The following is a 20,562-nucleotide window of genomic DNA, read 5'->3' as shown; positions in this document are numbered from 1 at the left end:
GCGTCATGGGCTGGGGAGGCCTGACAGGGCCCTGCCCAAAACCCCCTTCCAGACAGACGCCGGGAACTCCTGTTCTGTTCCGGGAGTCGGTCAGGAAGGGACAATTGTGTGCGGGATCACCGAACGGGTGGAGCTGATGGAACCTACCGAGACGGGAACACCGGGGACGGCAGCGCCGGGGACGGCAGCGCCCCGGACGGCGGCACCGGCGCGGGCGACGTCGTACCGGACCATGACCGCCTTCACCCCGGCGGACGAGGAGCGCCGGGCCGGTGTGCGGCGCATGAAGCTCACGGCGACCGGGATGCTGCTGTTCGTGGCGGTGGTCTACGTCCTGACCGAGCTGGCCGCCCATCAGGGCGCCGGGGCGTGGGCGGGCTACGTGGCCGCGGCCGCCGAGGCGGGAATGGTGGGCGCGCTCGCGGACTGGTTCGCGGTCACGGCGCTCTTCCGGCATCCGCTGGGGCTGCCCATCCCGCACACGGCGATCATCCCCACCAAGAAGGACGCGCTGGGCGTCTCGCTGGGCGAGTTCGTCGGGGAGAACTTCCTGTCCGAGGACGTCGTACGGCAGCGGCTGCGGGCGGTCGGCATCGGCAGCCGGCTCGGCGCCTGGCTGGCCGAGCCGGAGCACGCGGACCGGGTGACGGCGGAGCTGGCGACCGCGTTGCGCGGCGCGCTGACGGTCCTGCGGGACTCCGACGTACAGGCGGTCGTCGGCGAGGCGATCACGCGGCGCGCCAACGCACAGGAGATCGCGCCGGGCATCGGCAAGATGCTGGAGAAGGTCGTCGCCGACGGCGGGCACAAGCGGGTGGTGGACCTGGTGGTGGTCCGCGCGCACGACTGGCTGGTGCTGCACCGCGGTGACGTGATGGTCGCGGTGGAGGGGGGCGCGCCCGGCTGGACCCCGCGGTTCGTCGACAAGAAGGTCGGTGAGCGGGTCTACAAGGAACTGCTGCGGTTCGTCACCGAGATGCGGGACATGCCCTCCCATCCGGCGCGCGGGGCGCTGGACCGGTTCCTCACCGACTTCGCCTCCGACCTGCAGTCCGACACGGACACGCGGGCGCGGGTGGAGCGGCTCAAGGGCGAGGTGCTGGGCCGGGGGGAGGTGCAGGACCTGATCGCGTCCGCGTGGACGGCCGTACGGTCCATGATCGTGGCGGCTGCGGATGACGAGCGGAGCGAGCTGCGGCAGCGGGTGCGGGCCGCGCTGCTGTCCCTGGGCGAGCGGATGGCGACCGAGCCGAAGGTGCAGGAGAAGGTCGACAGCTGGGTGGAGGGCGCGGCGGTGCACGTCGTGACGACGTACCGCAAGGAGATCACATCCTTGATCACCGACACGGTGGCGGGCTGGGACGCCGAGCACACGACCCGCAAGATCGAGGCGCACATCGGCCGCGACCTGCAGTTCATCCGGATCAACGGCACGGTGGTGGGGTCCTTGGCGGGGCTGCTGATCTACGTGGTGTCGCGAGGGCTGGGCGCCTGACCGGAGTGTTCCGACGAGGCCAGGGCACCCGGTACCCGTCCTTCGAGGAGGAGGGTGCCGATGAGCACAGCAGCCGAAGCGCCGTCGCCGCAGAACGGCCGGACGATCACGACCACCATCCCCGCCCGACTCGACCGTCTGCCCTGGTCCCGCTGGCACTGGACGATCGTGATCGGCCTGGGCACGGTGTGGATCCTGGACGGTCTGGAGGTCACCGTCGTCGGCAACATCGCGAGCCGGCTGGCCGAGCCGGGCAGCGGTCTGTCGATCACCTCCGGGCAGATCACCGGTGTGGCGGCCGCGCTGTACGTGGCGGGTGCCTGTGTGGGCGCCCTGTTCTGGGGCCGTCTGACGGACCGCTTCGGCCGCAAGAAGCTTTTCATGATCACCCTGGCGGTGTATCTGGCGGCGACGGCTCTGACGGCCGTGTCCTGGGAAGCCTGGTGGTTCTTCCTGTTCCGCTTCCTGACGGGCTTCGGTATCGGCGGCGAGTACGCGGCGATCAACTCCGCGATCGACGAGCTGATCCCGGCGGACTACCGCGGCCGGGTGGACCTGATCATCAACGGCAGTTTCTGGCTGGGCGCGGTCGGCGGTTCGCTGCTGTCGATCGTCGCGCTCGACACCGATCTGCTGGCCGCGAACGTCGGCTGGCGCCTGACCTTCGCCCTGGGTGCCGTCCTCGCCCTGGTCATCCTCCTCGTACGACGGCACGTCCCGGAAAGCCCGCGCTGGCTGCTGATCCACGGCAGGGACGGGGAGGCCGAGGAGATCGTCTCCGGTATCGAGCGGCAGATCGAGGCGGAGAAGGGCGCACCGCTGCCCGATCCAAAGGGGGAGCTGGAGATCCACCAGCGCAAGAGCGTGACCTTCATGGAGATCGCCCGCACGGTCTTCGGCCAGTACCGCAAGCGCGCTGTGCTCGGTTTCTCCCTCTTCATCGGCCAGGCGTTCCTGTACAACGCGATCACCTTCGGTTTCGGCGCGATCCTGACCAAGTTCTTCGACGTGCCGTCCGACCGCACCGGCTACTACTTCGCGGTGATCGCGATCGGCAACTTCTGCGGTCCGCTGCTGCTGGGCAAGCTGTTCGACACGGTCGGCCGCCGGGTGATGATCTCGTCGACGTACCTGCTCTCCGGCCTGTTGCTGTTCGGCACGGCCTGGCTGTTCGACCGCGGTTCGCTCAGCGCGGGCACGCTGACCGCCTGCTGGTGCGCGGTGCTGTTCTTCGCCTCGGCGGGCGCCTCCAGCGCCTATCTGACGGTGTCGGAGATCTTCCCGATGGAGACGCGGGCGATGTCCATCGCCTTCTTCTACGCCCTCGGCACCGCGGCCGGCGGCATCAGCGGCCCGCTGCTGTTCGCCGACCTCACGAGCACGGGCAAGGTCGGGGACACGGTCCTCGCCTTCTCGATCGGCGCGGCTCTGATGTGCGCGGCGGGCCTGGTCGCGGCGGCGCTCGCGGTACGGGCCGAGCGCCGTTCCCTGGAGGACATCGCCCGCCCGCTGACGGCGGCGGCGAGCCGGGCCAAGGCGGCGACGAAGAGCGCCCGGCCCTCCGGCCGGACGCCGGGCACGGGCACGGGGTCGGCCAAGGGCCGCCAGGGTCCCCCGCCGGTACCGCCGGCGGCGAGCAGGCCGTGACCGCCGGGCGTCTGTCGTTTGTGCCGTGACTGCCGGGTGTCTGCCGCGCGTGCTGTGACTGTCAGGGGTTAGTTGCGCGGGTGGTGACTGTCAGGGGCTTATCGCGCGGGGTGGTGACTGCCGGGCGTCTGTCGTGCGGGTGGTGGCCGTCGGCGGGGTTGTGCGGGTCGTGGTCGGTGGGCGCCTGCCGATCCGGTCGTCACCTTCGGTCGTGTGCCGAGTGGACCGTTGCCGGTGGGCGTCGGCCGATCCGGCCGTCACCGTCAGGCGCCTGTCGTGGAGCCCGGCCGGACGATCATCAGGATCGTCACGGTGGCCCAGAGCAGGTTGAACATCCCGGTGAACATCGCGAGCCGCGCGGTCTGCCGGACCGTACCGCCGCCCTCCACGAACGCGGTCTGGCCCGGCAGCACCAGCGCGGCGAGGACCAGGGCGGCGAGAGCCGTCAGCGCGACGGACACGATCAGCCAGGCGCTGCCGAGCACGCCCATCTCGCTCGCGGTGGCGAACCCGAAGACCGGGACGACGACGCCGACGACGGCGTACACCCGGCAGATCCGGTGCAGCAGCTGGAGTGTCCCGGTGGCGCCAGGGTCGTCGGGTGCGGCGAGGGCCCGGCGCGCGACGGGCGGGAACATGCTGGCGGCGACGGTGACGGGGCCGACGGCGACGATCGCGGCGAGGACGTGGACGGCGAGGAGGAACTTGGTCACGGCGGTGACGGTAGAGCGCGGGAGGATCTTGCAGAAGTGGCGTAAATGCCAGCGTCCGACGGATTCTCGCCAGCCGTAGGCCGGGCGGTGTGAGCTGCTGCCTCCCCAAGGGGGAGGTTCCTCACCTGCGGGGGGACGTTGGCGGCAATCCGTCGTAGGCCTACGATCCCGCCATGCACACCGTGGCCGTACTGGCGCTGGACGGGGTCGTCCCGTTCGATCTGTCCGCCCCCATCGACACCTTCGGCTGGGCGCGCCTGCCCGACGGCCGGGTGCCGTACCGGGTGCGGGTCTGTTCGGTGCGGGAGGAGGTGAGCGCGGGCGCCTTCACGGTGCGGGCGCCCTATGGTCTCGACGCGCTCGCCGAGGCCGACACGATCATTCTGCCCGGCGTCGCGGAACCGCCCCGGGTGCTGCCGCCCGGCGTCGCGGAGGCCGTCCGCGCGGCCGCGGCGAACGGCACGCGCATCGCCTCGATCTGCGTCGGCGCGTTCCTCTTCGCGGCGACCGGCCTGCTGGACGGCCTGCGCGCGACGACCCACTGGGTCGCGGCCCCGGACCTGGCCGAGCGCCACCCGGAGGTGACCGTCGACCCGAACGTCCTGTACGTCGACAACGGCCAGTTCCTCACCTCGGCGGGCGCGGCCGCGGCGATGGACATGTGCCTGCACATGATCCGCAAGGACTTCGGCTCGGCGGTCGCCGCCCACGCGGCCCGGATGTCGGTGATGCCGCTGGAACGGGAGGGCGGACAGGCCCAGTTCATCGTCCACGACCTGCCGCCGGCCCCGGCCGGCGCGACCCTGGAGCCGTTGCTGACCTGGCTGGAGGACCACTGCGACCGCGATCTGACGCTGGACGAGATCGCGGCGCAGGCGGGCATGAGCACCCGCACCCTCAACCGCCGCTTCCGTGAGCAGACCGGTACGACACCGCTGCAGTGGCTGCACCGGGCGCGGGTACGGCGGGCCCAGTACCTGCTGGAGACGACGCCGTACCCGGTGGAGCGGATCGCCGCACAGGCGGGCTTCGGCTCCCCGACGGCGTTCCGGGAGCGCTTCCGACGGGTGGTCGGAACGAGTCCCCAGGCGTACCGGAGGGCGTTCCGGGCGGGGGAGAAGGTGGGGGCGTAGGGGGCCGTGAGCGCTCGTACGCGTTCTAGGGGGCCTGGGGTTCCCGTGGTCGTACGGCCGGGCCGGATCGGGTCAGGCCTTGCGGTCGGCGACGGCCCAGGAGGCCAGGGCGACGGCGCCGGCGACGCCGAGGACGGACGGCCAGGCGCCGACCTTCTTCGCCAGCGGGTGGGACCCGGCGAACCCGGCGATGTACGCGGCAGTCAGCGCGCCCGCGGCCTTCCCGCCCGCCCGCCGGCGCCACTGCTGGGCCGCGGCGGCGCCCGCGACGGCCAGGACGGCCCCGCCGAGCTGCCGCTTCTTCGTCCAGCGGGCGACGCCGTAACCGCCGACGAGTCCGCTCGCGGCGACGACCGCGCTGGGAACCCTGGCCATAAGTGCCTCCTGTGTGTCCCGTACCAGCCCCGAGGCTAAGCGCAGACAGGCGGGCCGAGCCAACCTGAGTCGAGGCTTGTCAAGTTTCCGGCGGAGAGTTATATAAAAAGGCGTAGGGCATCGCATCCCGGTCCCGGAAGAGAGGAGTGACCTGTGATGCTCATGCGTACCGACCCCTTCCGCGAACTCGACCGACTCGCGCAGCAGGTCCTCGGCGCCAACGCCCGCCCGTCCGTGATGCCGATGGACGCCTACCGGTCCGGGGACGACTTCCTCGTCCACTTCGACCTTCCCGGCATCGACCCGGAGACGATCGAGCTGGACGTCGAGCGCAACGTCCTCAACGTCCGCGCCGAGCGCCGCGGCCCCGCCCCCGAGGATGCGGAGATGCTCGTCGCCGAGCGGCCCACGGGCGTCTTCACCCGCCAGCTCTTCCTCGGCGAGACCCTCGACACGGACCGCATCGACGCGTCGTACGAGGCGGGCGTCCTGACCCTGCGCATCCCGGTGGCCGAACAGGCCAAGCCTCGCCGTATCCAGATCAGCGGCGGGAGCGGCGACCGCAAGCAGATCAGCGGCTGACGGGAGGCCCAGCCGACCGCTGATCCCAGCCACGCGTCCCGTGGCCCGAGCGGGGCCCGGGACGCGGCCGCCTGCCCGCGGCGCTACGACGGTTCGGCCCCACCAAGCGGTTCTGCGACGCCAGACGGTTCGGCTGCGCCAGGACGGTTCGGCCGCGCGGCGGTGGCTGCGCGACACCGCGACGAGACCCGCCACTCGGCCACATGCCCCGACCTGGCGCGTGACCAGACCCGGCCGCATGACCCACCCCCCGCATGACCCACACCTCACATGACCCCACACACCTCATGACGCACATGCCGCACATTGGCCGAACTCCCGCTCATGTCCGCTGCATTACGGGGTACCGGGCTTCCGGTGTCCCGACGTGTCCGGAGGAGGAGCCAGCACGATGACCGTGACGACCCCGCAGCCGAGAACGACCATCCCCGCGCCGTCCTCGTCCCCGTCCCTGTCCCCAACCGCGTCCCCGTCCCTGCGCCCCACCGCCCCGGACATGGCCGTGGACGCCGGCTGGCTGGAGCTGACGGACGCGGTACGCGAGGCGGGCCAGTACACGACGAGAGCGGAGGCGGAGCGCGTCACCCGCATCGTCCTCTCGGCCCTGGGTGGCCATGTGACCGGCGACGAACGCGTGGCCCTCGCCCAGGCCCTCCCCCGAGAGGCGGGCCGGGTGATCGCGTCCCAGATCCCGGCGACCCACCCCCTGACGGCTCGCGAGTTCGTCGAGTCGGTGGCGACCCGCATCGAGGGCTCGACCCCCGCGACGGCCCGCTGGGACGTCAGCTCGGTCCTGAGCGTGCTGTCGGAGCAGCTCGGCGAGCCCCTGACGAGCCGCGTCCTGGCCCAGCTCCCGCCGGGCTACGCCCTCCTGTTCGGCCGTGCGGACCTGGCGGCGACGGCGTAGCTTCGGGAGCCCGTGCGCCGCACCCACAGTCGGCGGCGCTTCCTCCTGCAGACCCGGGGCCGACAGGCCGACGGCGCGCCGGTCGGGATGACCGGCGCGCCGTCGTACGAGGGGAAACCGGGTGCCGGGTCAGTGGTCACCGACACCCGTGAAGGCAGGGGTCAGCGGTGCTGGCCGTGCCGACGGCCGTCGTGGTCCGCGTTCCAGCGTTCGCCGCCCCGGCGGTCACGGTCGTCATGACCCCAGCGGTCGTCGCGGTGGCCACGGTCGTCGCGACCCCAGGAGACGGAGTCGATGACCCGTCCGTGGTCGTTGCGCAAGGTAGCGGTGTCGCGGTAGTCGCCCCACACGTCCTGGCGGCGATCCTGGTAGAGGTCCCTTTCGGTGTCCCGGCCGAAGCCGGTGTGGATGCGGACGGTCGAGCGGCCCTCCAGGCGGTAGTGACGGAAGGTGTAGGTCCGGCCGTCCTCGTTCGACAGCGTCCAGCCGTCCAGGTTCACGTCCCGGCGGTCCTGGTTCGTGACCTCCACCCACTCCTTGTTCAGGGCGAAGTTGGAGCGGTCCTGGCGGCCCGGGGAGTGGTACTGCACGTCACTGATGACCACGTACGCGCTGCGCGAGCGGCCGTGGCCGTGGCCGTGGTCGGCGGCCGACGCCGGCAGCGCCACCGCGCCCACGACGGCGGCCGCCGCGGCTGCGGCGGCAGCGACACGACGCGCGGTCACAGAAACAGAAACGGACACAAGGTCCCCCTTTGCAGGGTCGTGCACACCCCGACGGCCACGGCTCGGGGCCACGACCAGGGGTGCGGTGTACGGGTGGCGGCCGGTCGGCCGCACAGCCACACCCTGCGTCCCGGCTCCGGGAGACGATGGACGACACGCGACGCTTGTTACCGTCTGTGGACATATTCGCAACTCTCGCCTGCAAGGCCCACCTATTACCTAAATAGGGCAATTGAGGCGTTCTGTCGGACCCAAGTGGCGTGCGGACACGGAGACAAGACGCGAGGTGGCGCACCGGGCGACTCCCGCCGGCACGGCGGCACTCACCCGAAAGTGAGTAACAGCCGGGACGGCTCCGCAAGAACGCCAAGGGCTCCACGGCTCCCGTGCCGAGCGGGCGACGGGACCCACACCGCACCCCGAGGCACGCGCGGGTCAGCGCTCCGCGGCAACCGGGGCGCTTGTCGGACGCGCTGAAGTCGACAGCCGGGGGTCCTTGTCGGACGCGCTGAAGTCGGCAACCGGGGGTGCTCGTCAGGCCCGCTGACGTCGGCAACCGGGGGTGCTCGTCAGGCCCGCTGACGTCGGCAACCGGGGGTGCTCGTCAGACCCGCTCAAGCGGCTGATGCGGCCCTGCAGGAAGCTCCACGGTGATCCCGTCCCCGGGCCGCACGAGTCCCCCCACGTTCACGACCCCCATGACACCGGCCTTGTAGCGGACACGCCCGTCCGCACCCCGCCCCACTACTTCCTTCAGCAGCCCGCGCTGGAAGTCGTCTATCTGCGAGCAGGGATTTCGCAGCCCGGTCACCTCGACGACGGCCTCGTCCCCGATCCGCAGCAGCGCCCCGGTGGGCAGCCCGAGCAGATCGATCCCCCGGGTGGTGATGTTCTCGCCGAGCTCTCCGGGCCCCACCCGGAACCCGGCGCCCGCGACCTCCTCGAACAGCTCCTCATGCATGAGGTGCACCTGCCGCAGATTCGGCTGAGTCGGATCCTGCCTCACCCGGAACCGATGCTTGACGGTCACCCCGGCATGCACGTCCCCCTCCACCCCCAGCCCGGCGAGCAACCTGATGCTCTGCCGCTTGGGCTTGCTGAAGGAGTACGCCCCATTACTACTGACCGCCGCGACCGTCGCACCCATGCCTGCCCCATTCCGCTCATCCCACCCCAGATCACCCCGACCCTAACGCCCACCCCGCACCCGACATAAGGCCCGCTGACCTGGACCAACTGTCACCGGCCCCACAACGGAGCAGCGGGTCAGTCGCCGCCTACTCGGCTGCGCGAGGGTGTCATCAACGTGCTGGCCTGATACAACTAGCCCGCGTTGATGGCTGCGTACGTCCACACGTCGGCCGGTAGGGCTTGCTTCAAGCGCCAGCGGATGGCCATCGGCTTGCTGCCGGTGTGGTCCTCGTATGTGGCCGGGCCGAGGAGCATCCACGGCTGGGACTTGCCTATGTCGGTGTTCTTGTAGCGCCGCATGAACAGCAGGACCTGGCTGCCGCGCCCCTTGTGTTGCTGGTAGCGCAGGCCGGTGGGGGAGTCGGCGGCCGTTGCGTTCTGGGACTCCCAGTGGAAGAGCGTCGGGCTCAACGCGTAATCCTTGTACCGGATGGTGGGTGAGAAGTCCTTCTCGTTCTTGTCCAACGTGATGAGAAGGGCATCCGTTTTGAGTTCCTCTACCCACTGCACGCCTTGCGCGAAGGAGCGGGGCATCTGCCCACCGAAGCGAGCCACGCCGAGGGCGGCGAGGATTTCTGAGCGGTTGTAGGCGCTGTGAACCTTCAGCGGGACCTCGCTGAGGCGGCCGGATAGGGAGATGGGGAAGTGGTCGGCCTGCTCCACGACGTGCGAAATCACCTGCCGTAGCTCCTCACGGAATGCCCGCTGGGGACGCAGCGAGTCCAGGCCCTCCTGGTAGCTGGTGAAGCCACCTGCGTTGTCCCAGAGGTTGAAGAACAGCATGCGTGCGTAGGACTGATCGATAAGGCTCATTTCCTCGTACCGTGGAGCGCCGTCCTGGAGGAGTCGGAGGTAGGCCTCCGCGCGCTCCGGGTCGTCTACGTGGAGGAAAGCGTGGACCCTCTTGAGCAGTGCAGCTTCCCCGGAGGGCGCGGGGTCGGCGATGAAGCCGGCCCGTCGTAGTACTGTCGTCCAGGAGTTTCCGCTCTTGTACAGCTCCTTGATCTCCCTACGGCTCTCCCCGAGGTAATCGGCGAGGCGCGGTGTGCCGTAGGCCCTGACCTCCTTCACCAGCGTCTTCACCGTGGCACCCAACTGGGTGCGAATGTTGGCGATGACGAGGTCCTTCGACTTGCCCTCCAAGATGATCTGGCTGCCCGACGGCAGTTGAGGGAAGTCGCGTTCAATGTGATCGAGGAGTCGGTTCCGCGACAGATTGGTCAGAGCCCGGAACTGTTCCTCGAAGCGGAACTCAGCCCGATGCTGACCGATGAAGTCGAGGACGGTGAGTACGGGCTTCCTTTCGGTTCGCCTCAGTCCCCGGCCCAACTGTTGGAGGAAGACGGTTGCGCTGTTGGTGGGCCGGAGGAGGAGCAGTGTGTCGACGTCAGGGATGTCGAGTCCCTCGTTGAACAGGTCGACAGAAAAAATCACCTGGAGCTTTCCGTCACGAAGGTCGGACAACGCCTGGGCGCGTACGGCAGAGGGTGAGTCACTGTCGAGTGCCACGGCCTGGAAACCGGCCTCACGGAAGAATTTCGCCATGAAGTGGGCGTGTGCCTTGGTCACGCAAAAGCCCAGCGCACGCATGGCGCCTGGATTGGAGACCTTGTCGCGGATCTGCTTCACTACGATCCGTGCGCGCGCGTGGTTGCCTGTGTAGAGGTTGTCGAGTTCCTGGTCAGCGTACGAACCTTTCTGCCAACCCAGGTTCGTCAGATCCGTACCGTCGGGGATTCCGAAATAGTGGAAGGGGCAGAGCAGGTCGTTTTCCAAGGCCTCCCAGAGCCGCATTTCTGCAGCGATGCGGCCCTCGAAGAACTCGTCCTGGACGTTGAGCCCGTCCATCCGTTCGGGAGTGGCGGTCAAACCCAACAGTTCCTTTGGCGTGAAGTGGTCGATGACCCGCCGATAAGTGGCCGCCGTCGCGTGGTGGAACTCGTCTATGACGATGATGTCGAAGTGGCTGGGGGGAAGCTGCTCGAGGCGCTGAACATTGAGTGATTGCACGCTAGCGAAGACCTGGTTCCACTCGCGTGGATCCTGCCCCCCATGAAGCAGCTCTCCGAAGGAGGCATCGTCCAGCACCTCCCGATAGGTACGCAGAGACTGCTTCAGGATCTCCTTGCGGTGCGCCACGAACAGCAGTCTCGGTCGGCTGCCGTCCGACTTGCCGCGCAGGCTGCGGTAGTCCAGGGCAGCCATCACCGTCTTCCCGGTTCCTGTTGCTGCGACCAGAAGGTTCCGATGCCGCCCGCGGAGCTCCCGCTCGACAGTGAGCCGCTCCAGCATGTCCCGCTGGTGGGGGAAGGGGCGTACCTCCAGACCGGAAAGGCTGATCCTCAGATCAGTGCTGGGGTTGCTGCCACTCGCTTGCGCCAGTGCTTCATCGAGGCGCTCACCGTGGAGGTCGGGGTCGTACGTCTCGAAGGCAGAGTCGTTCCAGTAAGCATCGAAGGTGGCCTCGAACTTGTTCAGTACGGCAGGGGTCGCGACGGACGACAGACGTACGTTCCACTCCAAGCCATCGAGAAGCGCCGCCTTCGAAAGGTTGGAGCTGCCGACGTACGCGGTGTCGAAGCCGGTTCTGCGTCTGAACAGCCAAGCCTTGGCGTGCAGTCGAGTGGAGCGGGTCTCGTAATTCACCTTGACGGTGGCACCGAAGTCCCGGGCCAGACGATCGAGCGCGTGGCGGTCAGTGGCACCGATGTAGGTAGTCGTGATGACACGAATCGGCACGCCTCTTTCCCGTGCGGCGCGAAGTGAGTCTTCCAGGACGCGAATGCCGTACCACTTCACGAACGCGCAGAGCAGGTCGATACGGTCTGCCGTGGCGAGCTCTGCCCTGAGTTCCGCGCCGAGGCTTAGATCTTCTGGGGAGTTGGTGATCAGGGACGTCTCGGACAGTGGCGTCAGGGGGCGCAAGGCGTAGACACCCGGAGCTTCCTGCTTCGCCAGAGTCAGGAGCTGTCGCGGACCCTCGATGATGGGGCTGACGGCCTCGACATCGCTCGATTGGGGAGCGCCTGTAGCGGCCAGTGCCTCGAGGATGCGGTTCGCGACCTTGACCCGTTCTTCAGAGGGTAGTTGGGCCAACCTGCGACCGACAGCTTCACCGATGTAGCGTGCCAGGACATGGGGAGCGGACTCCGAGCTGACCTCGGCGTCGACGGCTCTCCAACCGGCTGCCTCGAACCGGTCCAGCTCGTCGCGTACGTCACTCGTGATCAGCCTCTCGTAGACGCCCGCAATCGGCTCAGAAAGGCCCATTGACTCTGACACGGCTGCTCCCCCCGACCCCTCTTGGTGCTCGTGTATGGCCTTGCACCCCGATATCGATCAGTTGTAACAGCAGCCGCTGACAAGTGATGGGTGGGTACCGAAACGCGACCTGGGGGTTGGGCTAGGCAGCGGCCGTAGGGCTGCCAGTTTCTCGGCATTGTGGGGCTTCCGCGGCCGCCTCGCCCCGGGTGGGCAGGGGCTCGGCGGGCTTGGAGAGTGGCCGGCGAGGAGGGACGCGTCAGCGGTGTGGGGCATCGCGTGACGTGGCAGCTGCCGCGGTTGTGGCGCCGGGAGAAGTGGCTCCCTATGCTCCGTGGCAGCCGTGGTACTCCACGGCTGAGCCACACCAGCACCCCACCCCCCGCTGCGGCGGCCAAGCCACGGCCCGTCCCCGTGCTGCCAAGGTCGTCGCGTACTGGGGCAGCAGGGTCGGGTCCTCCGGGGATGAACCCTCTGATGCCGCGAACGCCTCGTACGACGGGACCGTGCCCGTGACGATGCCGAGGTTCGGGGTGCCTGAGGAGGCCAGTTCGCGGAGGGAGGACTCTATGGTCGTCAGGTGTTCCTCGTGGGACGGGTACTCCGAGGACAGGGCGGGGTAGGCCGACAGGAGTTCCGTCAGTTCGGGGGCCGGCCAGTGCAGCAGGGCCACGGGGAACGGGCGGGACAGGGCCTCCCGGTATGCGCCCAGTTCCGCGCGGAGGCGGGAGATCTCCGCCGCGAGTTCCGCGGGGTTCTCCGAGCCCAGGGACCACACGCGTTTCGGGTCGTGGAGTTCGTCCAGGGAGATCGGGGAGGCGTGGAGGGTGTCCGCCAGGGTGTCCCAGCCGTCGTGCGGGAGGCCCTGCATACGGCGCACGCGGTGGCGGCCGTAGAGGAGGGGGTGGGTGGCGGGTGGGGGTGCCGTCTCGTCCCGCAGCAGGAGACGCGCTCCCTCCGTGAACGTCTCCGCCGCCGCCTCCAGCTCGTCGTGGGACTCCAGCGCCTCGGCCACGATCACCCAGGGGGCCGGGTCCCGCGGGGCGGACGTGCGGATGCCCTCGATGATCGCCCTTGCCTCCGCCTCGTGGCCGTACTCCCACAGGTTCGACGCCTTCAGGGCGCGGATCAGGGGAGGGTTGTCCAGCCGCTCGGCGGACGACAGCAGGCGGTCGTAGAGCGCGGTGGCCGCCGGGCGGTCGCCGGATAGTTCCAGGTGGGCCGCTGCGCGCAGGAGCAGGGCCTCGGCGTCCTCGGGGTACAGTCCGGCGGTCCGCTCCAGGCGTGCCGCTTCGGCGGTGTGGTCGACGTTCTCGGCAGGCGTGTCGGGGCGCATGGGGGACACCGTACTGCCGAGCACCGACAGGAGGGAGTATGTGCTCGTCATCGGCTGCCCCCCGAGATCGTCTACAGCGTCACGCCGTCCACCTGCAGCGTCTGGACCGACTTCGCCGCGAAGGGGACCGACAGGGATTTTCCGGAGAGGTACGTGTCCGTGTGGGGGGTGTAGCGGTCCGAGCCGCCTGTCGTGACCGTGTTCCAGCGGGGGACCAGGCCGCCAGGGCCGCCGGTCACGGCGGAGAAGCGGGAGAGGTCGAACGTCAGGGTCTGGGGCGAGGCGGACGTGTTCGCGGCCACCAGCACCAGGCGTTTCGCCGTTCTGTCCAGCGTTGCCGCCGCATAGCTCACGCCGGTGTCCAGGATCGTCATGCCGGGACGGATGTGGCGGGTGAATTGTGCCAGTACGTAGTACTTGGTCTGTATCGCTCCCGGTTGGAGGGTGGCGGGGTCGTACGCGATCGTCGCCCAGCCCGGGCTCGGGTCCATCACCTGCCAGTAGATCCAGGCCGTGGGATGCAGCCAGCGGAAGTCGTAGAGGAGGTTGTTCGCCAGGGTCAGGCCCGTGGCGTCGCCGTCGCCGGTCTCCGAGTTCCACAGGGCCTTGCCGGACGTCGTCACCACGTCCGTGTGGAGGAGGTCGCGGCGGCCGCCGGCGCCCTGGTAGCCGTGGACGTTGACGCGGTCCACGTAGCCCTTCGTCGTCGAGGAGAAGGAGTTCCACGTCGTGCGGGCCAGGTCGTAGCTCGTTTCGTCCGAGGCCGAGATCCTGGTGCCGGTCAGGCCGCGCTTGTCCAACTCGGCGCGTAAGTACGGGAGTACGGCCGACTGGACGCTCGCGTCGATGTGGCAGCCCTCCTGGGTGCCCGTCGCCGTCCACCAGGACGAGGAAGGTTCGTTGAAGGCCTCCACCGTCGCGAAGTCCACGCCCCAGTTCTGCTTGGCGTACAGGGCGACCGAGGCGAGGTGGTAGGCGTGCTGGCGGTAGTTCCAGGGCTGGAGGTTGTTGCCGCCGTCGGCAGCGCCGGACGGGTTGTGGTTCACGCACATCCACCACATCGGGGAGTTGGCGAACAGTTCCGTGGTCGCGCCGCGCCGGACCGCCTTCAGGAGCATCGCGCGCTGGGTCGCGTCCGCCGTCCATGTCCAGGACGAGGAGGCCGGGTCCTCGTTCATCCAGTCCTGCCAGTAGCCCTCGATCTGCTTGTAGGCCGGAATCTCGGGAGAGGCGGCCATCGACTCGCCGTTCACGCTGTTCCAGCTGCACGCGCCCAGGTTGTAGCGGGCGATGTTCAGGCCGAGGCCGGGTAGTTGGATCCCGCTGTACGCCGTCGTCTTCGTGGTGAAGAAGATGTCGGCGAAGTCCTCCCGGCCGCCGAAGACGTTCGCCCACCAGGCCAGGGACGTACCCCAGCCCTCCCAGGTTCCGTAAGTGGTCGTCGGGGTGACGGTCGCCGTCGCGTCGGCCCGGGCCGTGCCCGTGGCCAGGGCGCTGCCGAGAAGGCCGCCGCCCGCGGCGGCGAGCAGTGTTCTGCGTCGGATCATGGCTTCTCTGCCTCTCCGTGCGGTTCCGGCACCGCGTCCCTGGAGCGGTGCCTGCTCGTCCCCCCGGGCATGTCGACAGCAGGAAGCATCGGGGGTGGCGGATGGGGTTGTCGAGGGTTGCGACAGCCCTTTCTAAAACCGATTGAAGAAGCGGCCGGCACCTCTGTGCCCTTGTGCGCCGGCTAGTTGAGGGGAGTGCGGTAGGGGGTACGTGGGGCACTACCGCGTCACCCAGCAGCCGGGGCGGGCCGAGGGCTTCGCGCTCGCGGGGCACCGGAACACGCACGGCGAGCCCTTCCGGTACCTGCCTCCGCTGCGGCCGGGGGACGACATGGAGGTGGCGACGCGGTCGGCGACGTACACGTACGACGTCGACGAGGTGCTGCCGCAGACCTCGGCGACGGACTCGGGGGTCCTCCGGCCTGTCCCGGGTCCTCCCGGCCCGTCCCGCGCTCCCTCGTCCGGCCCGGCCGTGCACGGAGCCGGGCGCTGTGCAGCCGTATTTAGTTTCGAGCGATACCGTATCGAATGTATGGATGGCGGTAATGTGGCCTCATGACCGCCGACGTTCCTCGCCGATCCACCGCCTCGCGCGCGACCGACCGCCCCGGGGACGACTCACCTTTCGCTCTCGGCTTGCTGCTGCGCCGGGCGCACTGGCGCGCGGCCGCGCTGATGGGGGAGGCGCTTCGGCCGCTCGGCATCGAGCTGCGGCATTTCGCGGTGCTGATCGTACTGGTCAACCGCGGGTCCACGGTGCAGCGGGACCTGGCGGCGGCGACGGGGTCGGACAAGGCGGGGATCATGCGGGTCGTGGACGACCTGGAGCGTAAGGGGCTGGCCGTACGCAAGGCCGTTCCGGGGGACCGGCGGGCGCGGGCGGTGGAGATCACGCCTGAGGGACTCGAGCTTTTCGAAGCGGCCCATGTGGCGGCGGAGTCGCTGGCGGAGCACATGGTTGCCGAACTCGGGCCGGGCGAGCCCGAGCAGCTGACGCGTCTGCTGACCCGGATCGCCTATCCCGCAGACGACGAGGTGTAAGTAGGCGACGAGGTGTAAGCGCGCCCGCGTACCGGTTGCCTGCCGCGGAGCGCGGACCCGATGAGGACGCCGTGTGACGTCCCGGGGCGAGGCGTCAAACGGCGTCCAGGGCCTGGTTGTCAGGCGGCGTCCAGTAATCGGGTGTCGGGCCGCGGCCGGGGTCCGGGGGTTGGGCGGCGTCCGTGGTCCGGGCGTTAGGCGGCGACGCGCTCCGCGAGTTCCTTGGCCTTGGTGGCCGCGTCCTCGAAGGCGCGCTTGCGGGAGGCCTCGTAGAGGGGGACCAGTTCCGACATGGCCGGGTTGCGGGGGGCCATGGTGAGTTCCGGGACGATGAAGTCGAGGTCCAGGCCGAGAGTTCCCTTGAGGACGGCCTCCAGGTAGTTCTGTACGAACTCATAGCCCTCGCGCGGGGTGCCCGCCGCGTAGGAGCCGCCGCGACTGGCGACGACGACGGCCGGGGTGCCCTGGGCCGAGGGGGTCTCGCCCGCGGTGCGGCCGAGCAGGAGCACGCTGTCCAGCCATGCCTTGAGGGTCGACGGGACCGAGTAGTTGTACATCGGGGCGCCGATCAGGACGGCGTCCGCCTGTTCCAGTTCCTCGATGAGTTTCACGCGCGCGTCGAACGCGGCGGACTGCTCCGGGGTGCGCTCGGACGGGGCGGCGTAACCGGCGGACCAGGCGTCCGCGGTGATGTGCGGGACGGGGTTGGCGGCGAGGTCGCGGTAGATCACCGTGCCCTCCGGGTGCTGCTCCTCCCAGGCCTTGCGGAACGCGGCCGTGACCGAACGGGACGAGGACGCCTCGCCGGGAAACACGGACGAGTCGATGTGCAGCAGTGTGGCCATGGGCTTTCTCCAAGGTGCGGCGCCCGAGGCGGGGGGACCAGGGGCTGGGGTTCACGCTCGGCGATAGTTAAGCACGAGACGGTCTCGAATGATACTATCTCGAGTGTAACGAAGTCCTGGTGTCGAGCGGCTGAGAGGCGGGCGAACATGGACGTCTATGAGGCGGTCGCGAGCCGACGGGCGGTTCGCGGATTCACCGACCGGGATGTCCCGAGGGAGACCCTGGAGCGCGTACTGTCCGCCGCGGCCTGGGCACCGTCCGGATCGAACCTCCAGCCATGGCACGCCTATGTGCTGACCGGCGGGCCGCTGGCCCGGATCAAGAAGCGCGCCGGCGAGCGCCTGGCCGCAGGTGATCCCTGGGACGAGCCGGAGTACGCGATGTACCCGCCGGCACTGAAGTCCCCTTACCGAGAGCGCCGGTCCGCCTTCGGCGAGCAGCGCTACGGCGCACTCGGTATCCCGCGCGAGGACCTGGAGGCGCGCCAGAGGGCCGCCTCCGCGAACTGGGACTGCTTCGGCGCGCCCGCCGCCCTGTTCTGCTACATCGACCGCGACATGGGCCCCGCGCAATGGGCCGACGTCGGCATGTATCTGCAGACTGTCATGCTGCTGCTGCGCGCCGAAGGGCTGCACAGCTGTCCGCAGATGGCATGGGCGAAGTTCCACAAGACCGTCGCGGAGGTCCTGTCACCCCCGGACGAGCTCATCCTCTTCTGCGGCATGTCGATCGGGTTCGAGGACGCCACGGTGGATCACGCCCGTACGGGCCGGGCGCCGCTCGAGGAGACGGCCGCGTTCGTCGACGGCAGCTGACGCCCCCCGCCCTCAGTCGATCGAGGCCGTTTCTTTCCCCGGCCGCCCAGCTGGTCGTATGTCATATTGCGCACAAAATGAGCGAAAGGTATGCCATGAAGATCGCAGTCATCGGCGGTACCGGGCTGATCGGGTCGCAGGTCGTCAAGGACCTGAACGCCGCCGGACACGAGGCGGTACCGCACTCGCAGTCCACCGGAGTCGACGTGATCAGCGGCCAGGGACTGGAGGAGGCGGTGGCGGGAGCCGACGTCGTCGTCAACCTGACGAACTCCCCGACCTTCGACGAAGCGTCCCCGGCCTTCTTCCAGACCTCGATGGACAACCTGCTGGCCGCGGCCCGGAAGGGCGGCGTCGGCCACGTCGTCATCCTCTCGATCGTCGGCGCGGACCACGTGCCGGAGCTGGACTACTACCGGGCCAAGGTCCTGCAGGAGGACATCCTCAAGGCCGGGCAGATCCCCTACTCCATCGTCCGGGCCACGCAGTTCATGGAGTTCATGGACGCCGTCATGTCCTGGACCGCCGACGCCGACACCGTCCGGCTGCCCGCCACGCCGATCCAGCCGATCGCCGCCAAGGACGTGGCCCGCGCGGTGGCAGACGTCGCCGCGGGCGCCCCGCTGAACGGCATCCGCAACATCGGCGGCCCCGAGGTCTTCACCCTCGACGAACTCGGCCGGATCACCCTGTCCCGCAAGGGCGACAACCGCACCGTCGTCACCGACCCCACCGCCGGCATGTTCGCCGCCGTCAAGGGTGACGTCCTCACCGACAAGGACGCTCACCTCGCGCCCACCCGCTACACCGACTGGCTCTCCTGACCCCGGCTCTCCGGACGCGCGGAGCCCTGCTGACCCTCGGAAACGGTCAGCAGGGCTCTCGGCCTTCTCCCGCTGCTGCCGGTGCTCCATGGTCGGGGGAAGCCTCCGCGGCGTAGCCGTCGGGTGAGTGACACCTGCTCGTCGCACACCCTGCGCGCGAAGGTTCAGGAGCCCACCCGGAGCCGTCAGCCCTCTGCCGGCGCGACGCCGATCGGGCAGGAGACCCCGGTGCCACCCAGGCCGCAGTAGCCCGCCGGGTTCTTGTCGAGGTACTGCTGGTGGTAGGCCTCGGCCGGGTAGAAGGGGCGGCCGTCGGCCGGGAGGATCTCCGTGGTGATCGTGCGGTGGCCCGAGTAGGTCAGGACCTTCTGGTACGCCGCCCGGGAGGCCTCGGCCGTGGCCGCCTGCTCGGGCGTGTGGGTGTAGATCGCCGAGCGGTACTGGGTGCCCACGTCGTTGCCCTGGCGGAAACCCTGGGTCGGGTCATGGGACTCCCAGAAGGTCTTCAGGAGGCGGTCGTAGGAGATCACCTTCGGGTCGTAGACCACCCGGACGGTCTCCGTGTGGCCCGTCAGGCCCGAGCAGACCTCCTCGTACATCGGGTTCTCCGTGTAGCCGCCCTGGTAGCCGACCAGGGTCGTGTACACGCCCGCCGGCAGTCGCCAGAACGTGCGCTCCGCGCCCCAGAAGCAGCCGAGGCCGACGTCGGCGACCTCCAGGCCCTCGGGGTACGGGCCGAGGAGGGGGGTGCCCAGGACGGTGTGGCGCTCGGGGACCTGGAAGGCGGGCACGTCGCGGCCCTTGAGCGCCTGCTCGGGCGTGGGCAGCTGGGGGGTGCGGCCGAAGAGCATGGGGTCTCCCTGTCGGTCTGGGCGCGGATTCCGGCCCCACGGGGCCGGCACCGTCGACAACGTCCGGGTGGGTGGGCCAATTCCGGCGGGCCTGCGCGTCGCTGACGTCCGGGTGGATGGGCCCATTCCGGTTGGGTCTGCGTGTCCGCGGAGTCCGGGTGGGTCGGGCCCAATCCGGTCAGGCCTGCGCCGTCACCGTCTGCGCCACCGTGTTGCGGACCTGGCAGTAGTACGCGGCCATTCCGTTGCCCCGGTAGCGCCACGGCAGTGCGTCCACATGGCCGTCGACGAGCTTGAACTGCTCCAGGGCGGCCTCGTCCCGGCCCTGCAGATGGAGGTAGAACGCCAGCAGATGGCGCAGTTCCGGCAGACGCGGGTGTGCCGGGTCGGCCGCCGCCGCGTCCGCCAGGGCCGCCTCGACCCGGGCCAGCATCTCCGGTGTGTTGTCGGCCGCCGTGTCCTCGGAGTCGTCGTGCTCGAAGTGCGCGATGAGCGGCAGCGCCGTCAGCAGGCTGCCCAGCGGTGCCTCGGCCGCCGCCCGCTCGGCGAACTCGAACGCCAGCCGTTCGGAGCCCCGCCACTTCGCGCACCAGTACTGCAGCGCCGAGAAGTGCGCCTCGTAGTGGTGCGGGGCCCGGTTGGTGATCTCCGCCCACAGCTTGTCCATCTCGGCGTTCGGGTAGCCGAGACCGAGCGCCACCCAGGTCTCCGCGATGTACGGGGTCGGGTCGTCGGGGTTCAGCGCCGCCGCCCGCGCTATCTCCTCTCGTGCCGCGGCCAGCGTGCGGTGGAAGCCCTCGAACTGCTCCCGTGTCGTGTGCTTGGCCTGCTGAGCACCCCTCAACTCCCAGGCCAGGATCACCGTGCTGCGCGCCCGGACCACGGCCGCGTCCGGATCGCCGGGCCGTGCCGCCTCCCAGGCCAGCAGCCACGCGTCCTCCTCCGCCGCGCACTCGGCCAGCAGGTAGGCCACCGCCGACCGGCGCTCCCAGTCCCGGCCGATGGCCCCGAGCAGCGCTGCGGCGGGCTCCCAGTCGCCGCCCCGCACGGCGGTGCGCGCGGCGGCCCAGTCCGCCGGCAGGGGTGCCGCGTAGTCGGTGTTCTGGCGCTCGGCGGGCAGCAGGCCGAGCTTCTCGGCGGCCTCGGCCGCCACCGTGTCGTCGTCGGGGCTCGGGCGGAAGAACTCCTTGAGGAACACCCCGGCCAGCCACAGCACGAAGATCAGCGTGGGGACTGCCAGGACGGCCAGGATCCAGAGGAGGACGGTCATCGG

18 protein-coding genes and 1 pseudogene are annotated in these 20,562 nt (G+C 69.6%); 9 read left to right on the top strand and 10 right to left on the bottom strand.

Features of this window, described 5'->3' with window-relative positions; translation table 11 throughout:
- Positions 1-136: 136 nt before the first annotated feature.
- Positions 137-1,495 (top strand): DUF445 domain-containing protein, encoded by a 1,359-nt coding sequence (locus ACGFRF_RS10475; protein WP_393738195.1) that lies wholly within the window; start codon positions 137-139, stop codon positions 1,493-1,495.
- Positions 1,496-1,555: 60 nt separating this feature from the next.
- Complete coding sequence (locus ACGFRF_RS10470; RefSeq protein ID WP_393738194.1) at positions 1,556-3,142, top strand: MFS transporter; 1,587 nt, start codon at positions 1,556-1,558, stop codon at positions 3,140-3,142.
- Positions 3,143-3,405: 263 nt separating this feature from the next.
- Here ACGFRF_RS10470 and ACGFRF_RS10465 read toward each other — a convergent pair whose 3' ends face one another.
- Positions 3,406-3,855 carry a hypothetical protein gene (locus ACGFRF_RS10465; protein ID WP_393738193.1) on the bottom strand — a complete coding sequence of 150 codons (450 nt, stop codon included), beginning with the start codon at positions 3,853-3,855 and terminating at the stop codon, positions 3,406-3,408.
- Positions 3,856-4,028: 173 nt separating this feature from the next.
- Between ACGFRF_RS10465 and ACGFRF_RS10460 the strand changes: the two genes are divergently transcribed.
- The gene (locus ACGFRF_RS10460) at positions 4,029-4,988 is read left to right on the top strand and encodes a GlxA family transcriptional regulator (protein ID WP_393738192.1); all 960 of its coding nucleotides are present in this window, start codon (positions 4,029-4,031) and stop codon (positions 4,986-4,988) included.
- A gap of 72 nt (positions 4,989-5,060) precedes the next feature.
- Here ACGFRF_RS10460 and ACGFRF_RS10455 read toward each other — a convergent pair whose 3' ends face one another.
- Complete coding sequence (locus ACGFRF_RS10455) at positions 5,061-5,363, bottom strand: hypothetical protein (RefSeq protein ID WP_393738191.1); 303 nt, start codon at positions 5,361-5,363, stop codon at positions 5,061-5,063.
- Positions 5,364-5,519: 156 nt separating this feature from the next.
- Here ACGFRF_RS10455 and ACGFRF_RS10450 point away from each other — a divergent pair, with 156 nt between their 5' ends.
- Positions 5,520-5,945 carry an Hsp20/alpha crystallin family protein gene (locus ACGFRF_RS10450; protein ID WP_393738190.1) on the top strand — a complete coding sequence of 142 codons (426 nt, stop codon included), beginning with the start codon at positions 5,520-5,522 and terminating at the stop codon, positions 5,943-5,945.
- Between the two features lie 391 nt (positions 5,946-6,336).
- Positions 6,337-6,852: a DUF2267 domain-containing protein gene (locus ACGFRF_RS10445; protein ID WP_393738189.1), complete on the top strand. Its 516-nt coding sequence runs from the start codon at positions 6,337-6,339 to the stop codon at positions 6,850-6,852.
- A 161-nt stretch (positions 6,853-7,013) separates the two neighbouring features.
- Here ACGFRF_RS10445 and ACGFRF_RS10440 read toward each other — a convergent pair whose 3' ends face one another.
- The 5 genes from ACGFRF_RS10440 to ACGFRF_RS10420 all read right to left on the bottom strand — a co-directional run bounded on the left by ACGFRF_RS10440 (position 7,014) and on the right by ACGFRF_RS10420 (position 14,912).
- The gene (locus tag ACGFRF_RS10440; RefSeq protein ID WP_393738188.1) at positions 7,014-7,577 is read right to left on the bottom strand and encodes a lamin tail domain-containing protein; all 564 of its coding nucleotides are present in this window, start codon (positions 7,575-7,577) and stop codon (positions 7,014-7,016) included.
- Positions 7,578-8,181: 604 nt separating this feature from the next.
- Positions 8,182-8,724 carry an MOSC domain-containing protein gene (locus ACGFRF_RS10435; RefSeq protein ID WP_393738187.1) on the bottom strand — a complete coding sequence of 181 codons (543 nt, stop codon included), beginning with the start codon at positions 8,722-8,724 and terminating at the stop codon, positions 8,182-8,184.
- Between the two features lie 176 nt (positions 8,725-8,900).
- Positions 8,901-12,038, bottom strand: coding sequence for a DUF3427 domain-containing protein (locus tag ACGFRF_RS10430; protein WP_393738342.1), 3,138 nt, complete (start codon positions 12,036-12,038; stop codon positions 8,901-8,903).
- 316 nt (positions 12,039-12,354) lie between these two features.
- Positions 12,355-13,365 carry a hypothetical protein gene (locus tag ACGFRF_RS10425; protein WP_393738340.1) on the bottom strand — a complete coding sequence of 337 codons (1,011 nt, stop codon included), beginning with the start codon at positions 13,363-13,365 and terminating at the stop codon, positions 12,355-12,357.
- Positions 13,366-13,436: 71 nt separating this feature from the next.
- The gene (locus ACGFRF_RS10420) at positions 13,437-14,912 is read right to left on the bottom strand and encodes a beta-1,6-galactanase (protein ID WP_393738186.1); all 1,476 of its coding nucleotides are present in this window, start codon (positions 14,910-14,912) and stop codon (positions 13,437-13,439) included.
- 202 nt (positions 14,913-15,114) lie between these two features.
- Between ACGFRF_RS10420 and ACGFRF_RS10415 the strand changes: the two are divergent.
- Both ACGFRF_RS10415 and ACGFRF_RS10410 read left to right on the top strand, forming a co-directional pair.
- Positions 15,115-15,342: pseudogene (locus ACGFRF_RS10415) on the top strand (sortase domain-bontaining protein); the annotation flags it as partial.
- Between the two features lie 125 nt (positions 15,343-15,467).
- Positions 15,468-15,953: a MarR family winged helix-turn-helix transcriptional regulator gene (locus ACGFRF_RS10410; protein ID WP_393738185.1), complete on the top strand. Its 486-nt coding sequence runs from the start codon at positions 15,468-15,470 to the stop codon at positions 15,951-15,953.
- 194 nt (positions 15,954-16,147) lie between these two features.
- Here ACGFRF_RS10410 and ACGFRF_RS10405 read toward each other — a convergent pair whose 3' ends face one another.
- On the bottom strand, positions 16,148-16,798 hold the full coding sequence (locus tag ACGFRF_RS10405) for an FMN-dependent NADH-azoreductase (protein ID WP_393738184.1): 651 nt from the start codon (positions 16,796-16,798) through the stop codon (positions 16,148-16,150).
- 147 nt (positions 16,799-16,945) lie between these two features.
- Between ACGFRF_RS10405 and ACGFRF_RS10400 the strand changes: the two genes are divergently transcribed.
- Positions 16,946-17,614, top strand: coding sequence for a nitroreductase (locus ACGFRF_RS10400; protein ID WP_393738183.1), 669 nt, complete (start codon positions 16,946-16,948; stop codon positions 17,612-17,614).
- 95 nt (positions 17,615-17,709) lie between these two features.
- Positions 17,710-18,438 carry an SDR family oxidoreductase gene (locus ACGFRF_RS10395; protein ID WP_393738182.1) on the top strand — a complete coding sequence of 243 codons (729 nt, stop codon included), beginning with the start codon at positions 17,710-17,712 and terminating at the stop codon, positions 18,436-18,438.
- A gap of 185 nt (positions 18,439-18,623) precedes the next feature.
- Here the strand turns inward: ACGFRF_RS10395 and msrA are convergent, their stop codons facing one another.
- The gene (msrA, locus tag ACGFRF_RS10390) at positions 18,624-19,289 is read right to left on the bottom strand and encodes a peptide-methionine (S)-S-oxide reductase MsrA (RefSeq protein ID WP_393738181.1); all 666 of its coding nucleotides are present in this window, start codon (positions 19,287-19,289) and stop codon (positions 18,624-18,626) included.
- Positions 19,290-19,467: 178 nt separating this feature from the next.
- Positions 19,468-20,559: a hypothetical protein gene (locus ACGFRF_RS10385; protein WP_393738180.1), complete on the bottom strand. Its 1,092-nt coding sequence runs from the start codon at positions 20,557-20,559 to the stop codon at positions 19,468-19,470.
- Positions 20,560-20,562: the final 3 nt, after the last annotated feature.

Source organism: Streptomyces sp. NPDC048521, from assembly GCF_043199855.1.
Taxonomy (GTDB): domain Bacteria; phylum Actinomycetota; class Actinomycetes; order Streptomycetales; family Streptomycetaceae; genus Streptomyces.
This window is presented reverse-complemented; position numbering and strand designations above follow the sequence as displayed.

What these genes read in the sequence shown, in the direction of transcription:
- ACGFRF_RS10430 (WP_393738342.1), bottom strand. Translation starts at nt 12,038, where the DNA reads ATGGGCCTTTCTGAGCCGATTGCGGGCGTCTACGAGAGGCTGATCACG.
- ACGFRF_RS10420 (WP_393738186.1), bottom strand. Translation starts at nt 14,912, where the DNA reads ATGATCCGACGCAGAACACTGCTCGCCGCCGCGGGCGGCGGCCTTCTC.
- ACGFRF_RS10455 (WP_393738191.1), bottom strand. Translation starts at nt 5,363, where the DNA reads ATGGCCAGGGTTCCCAGCGCGGTCGTCGCCGCGAGCGGACTCGTCGGC.
- ACGFRF_RS10475 (WP_393738195.1), top strand. Translation starts at nt 137, where the DNA reads ATGGAACCTACCGAGACGGGAACACCGGGGACGGCAGCGCCGGGGACG.
- ACGFRF_RS10385 (WP_393738180.1), bottom strand. Translation starts at nt 20,559, where the DNA reads ATGACCGTCCTCCTCTGGATCCTGGCCGTCCTGGCAGTCCCCACGCTG.
- ACGFRF_RS10405 (WP_393738184.1), bottom strand. Translation starts at nt 16,798, where the DNA reads ATGGCCACACTGCTGCACATCGACTCGTCCGTGTTTCCCGGCGAGGCG.
- msrA (WP_393738181.1), bottom strand. Translation starts at nt 19,289, where the DNA reads ATGCTCTTCGGCCGCACCCCCCAGCTGCCCACGCCCGAGCAGGCGCTC.
- ACGFRF_RS10425 (WP_393738340.1), bottom strand. Translation starts at nt 13,365, where the DNA reads ATGCGCCCCGACACGCCTGCCGAGAACGTCGACCACACCGCCGAAGCG.
- ACGFRF_RS10435 (WP_393738187.1), bottom strand. Translation starts at nt 8,724, where the DNA reads ATGGGTGCGACGGTCGCGGCGGTCAGTAGTAATGGGGCGTACTCCTTC.
- ACGFRF_RS10470 (WP_393738194.1), top strand. Translation starts at nt 1,556, where the DNA reads ATGAGCACAGCAGCCGAAGCGCCGTCGCCGCAGAACGGCCGGACGATC.
- ACGFRF_RS10460 (WP_393738192.1), top strand. Translation starts at nt 4,029, where the DNA reads ATGCACACCGTGGCCGTACTGGCGCTGGACGGGGTCGTCCCGTTCGAT.
- ACGFRF_RS10450 (WP_393738190.1), top strand. Translation starts at nt 5,520, where the DNA reads ATGCTCATGCGTACCGACCCCTTCCGCGAACTCGACCGACTCGCGCAG.
- ACGFRF_RS10410 (WP_393738185.1), top strand. Translation starts at nt 15,468, where the DNA reads ATGACCGCCGACGTTCCTCGCCGATCCACCGCCTCGCGCGCGACCGAC.
- ACGFRF_RS10445 (WP_393738189.1), top strand. Translation starts at nt 6,337, where the DNA reads ATGACCGTGACGACCCCGCAGCCGAGAACGACCATCCCCGCGCCGTCC.
- ACGFRF_RS10400 (WP_393738183.1), top strand. Translation starts at nt 16,946, where the DNA reads ATGGACGTCTATGAGGCGGTCGCGAGCCGACGGGCGGTTCGCGGATTC.
- ACGFRF_RS10395 (WP_393738182.1), top strand. Translation starts at nt 17,710, where the DNA reads ATGAAGATCGCAGTCATCGGCGGTACCGGGCTGATCGGGTCGCAGGTC.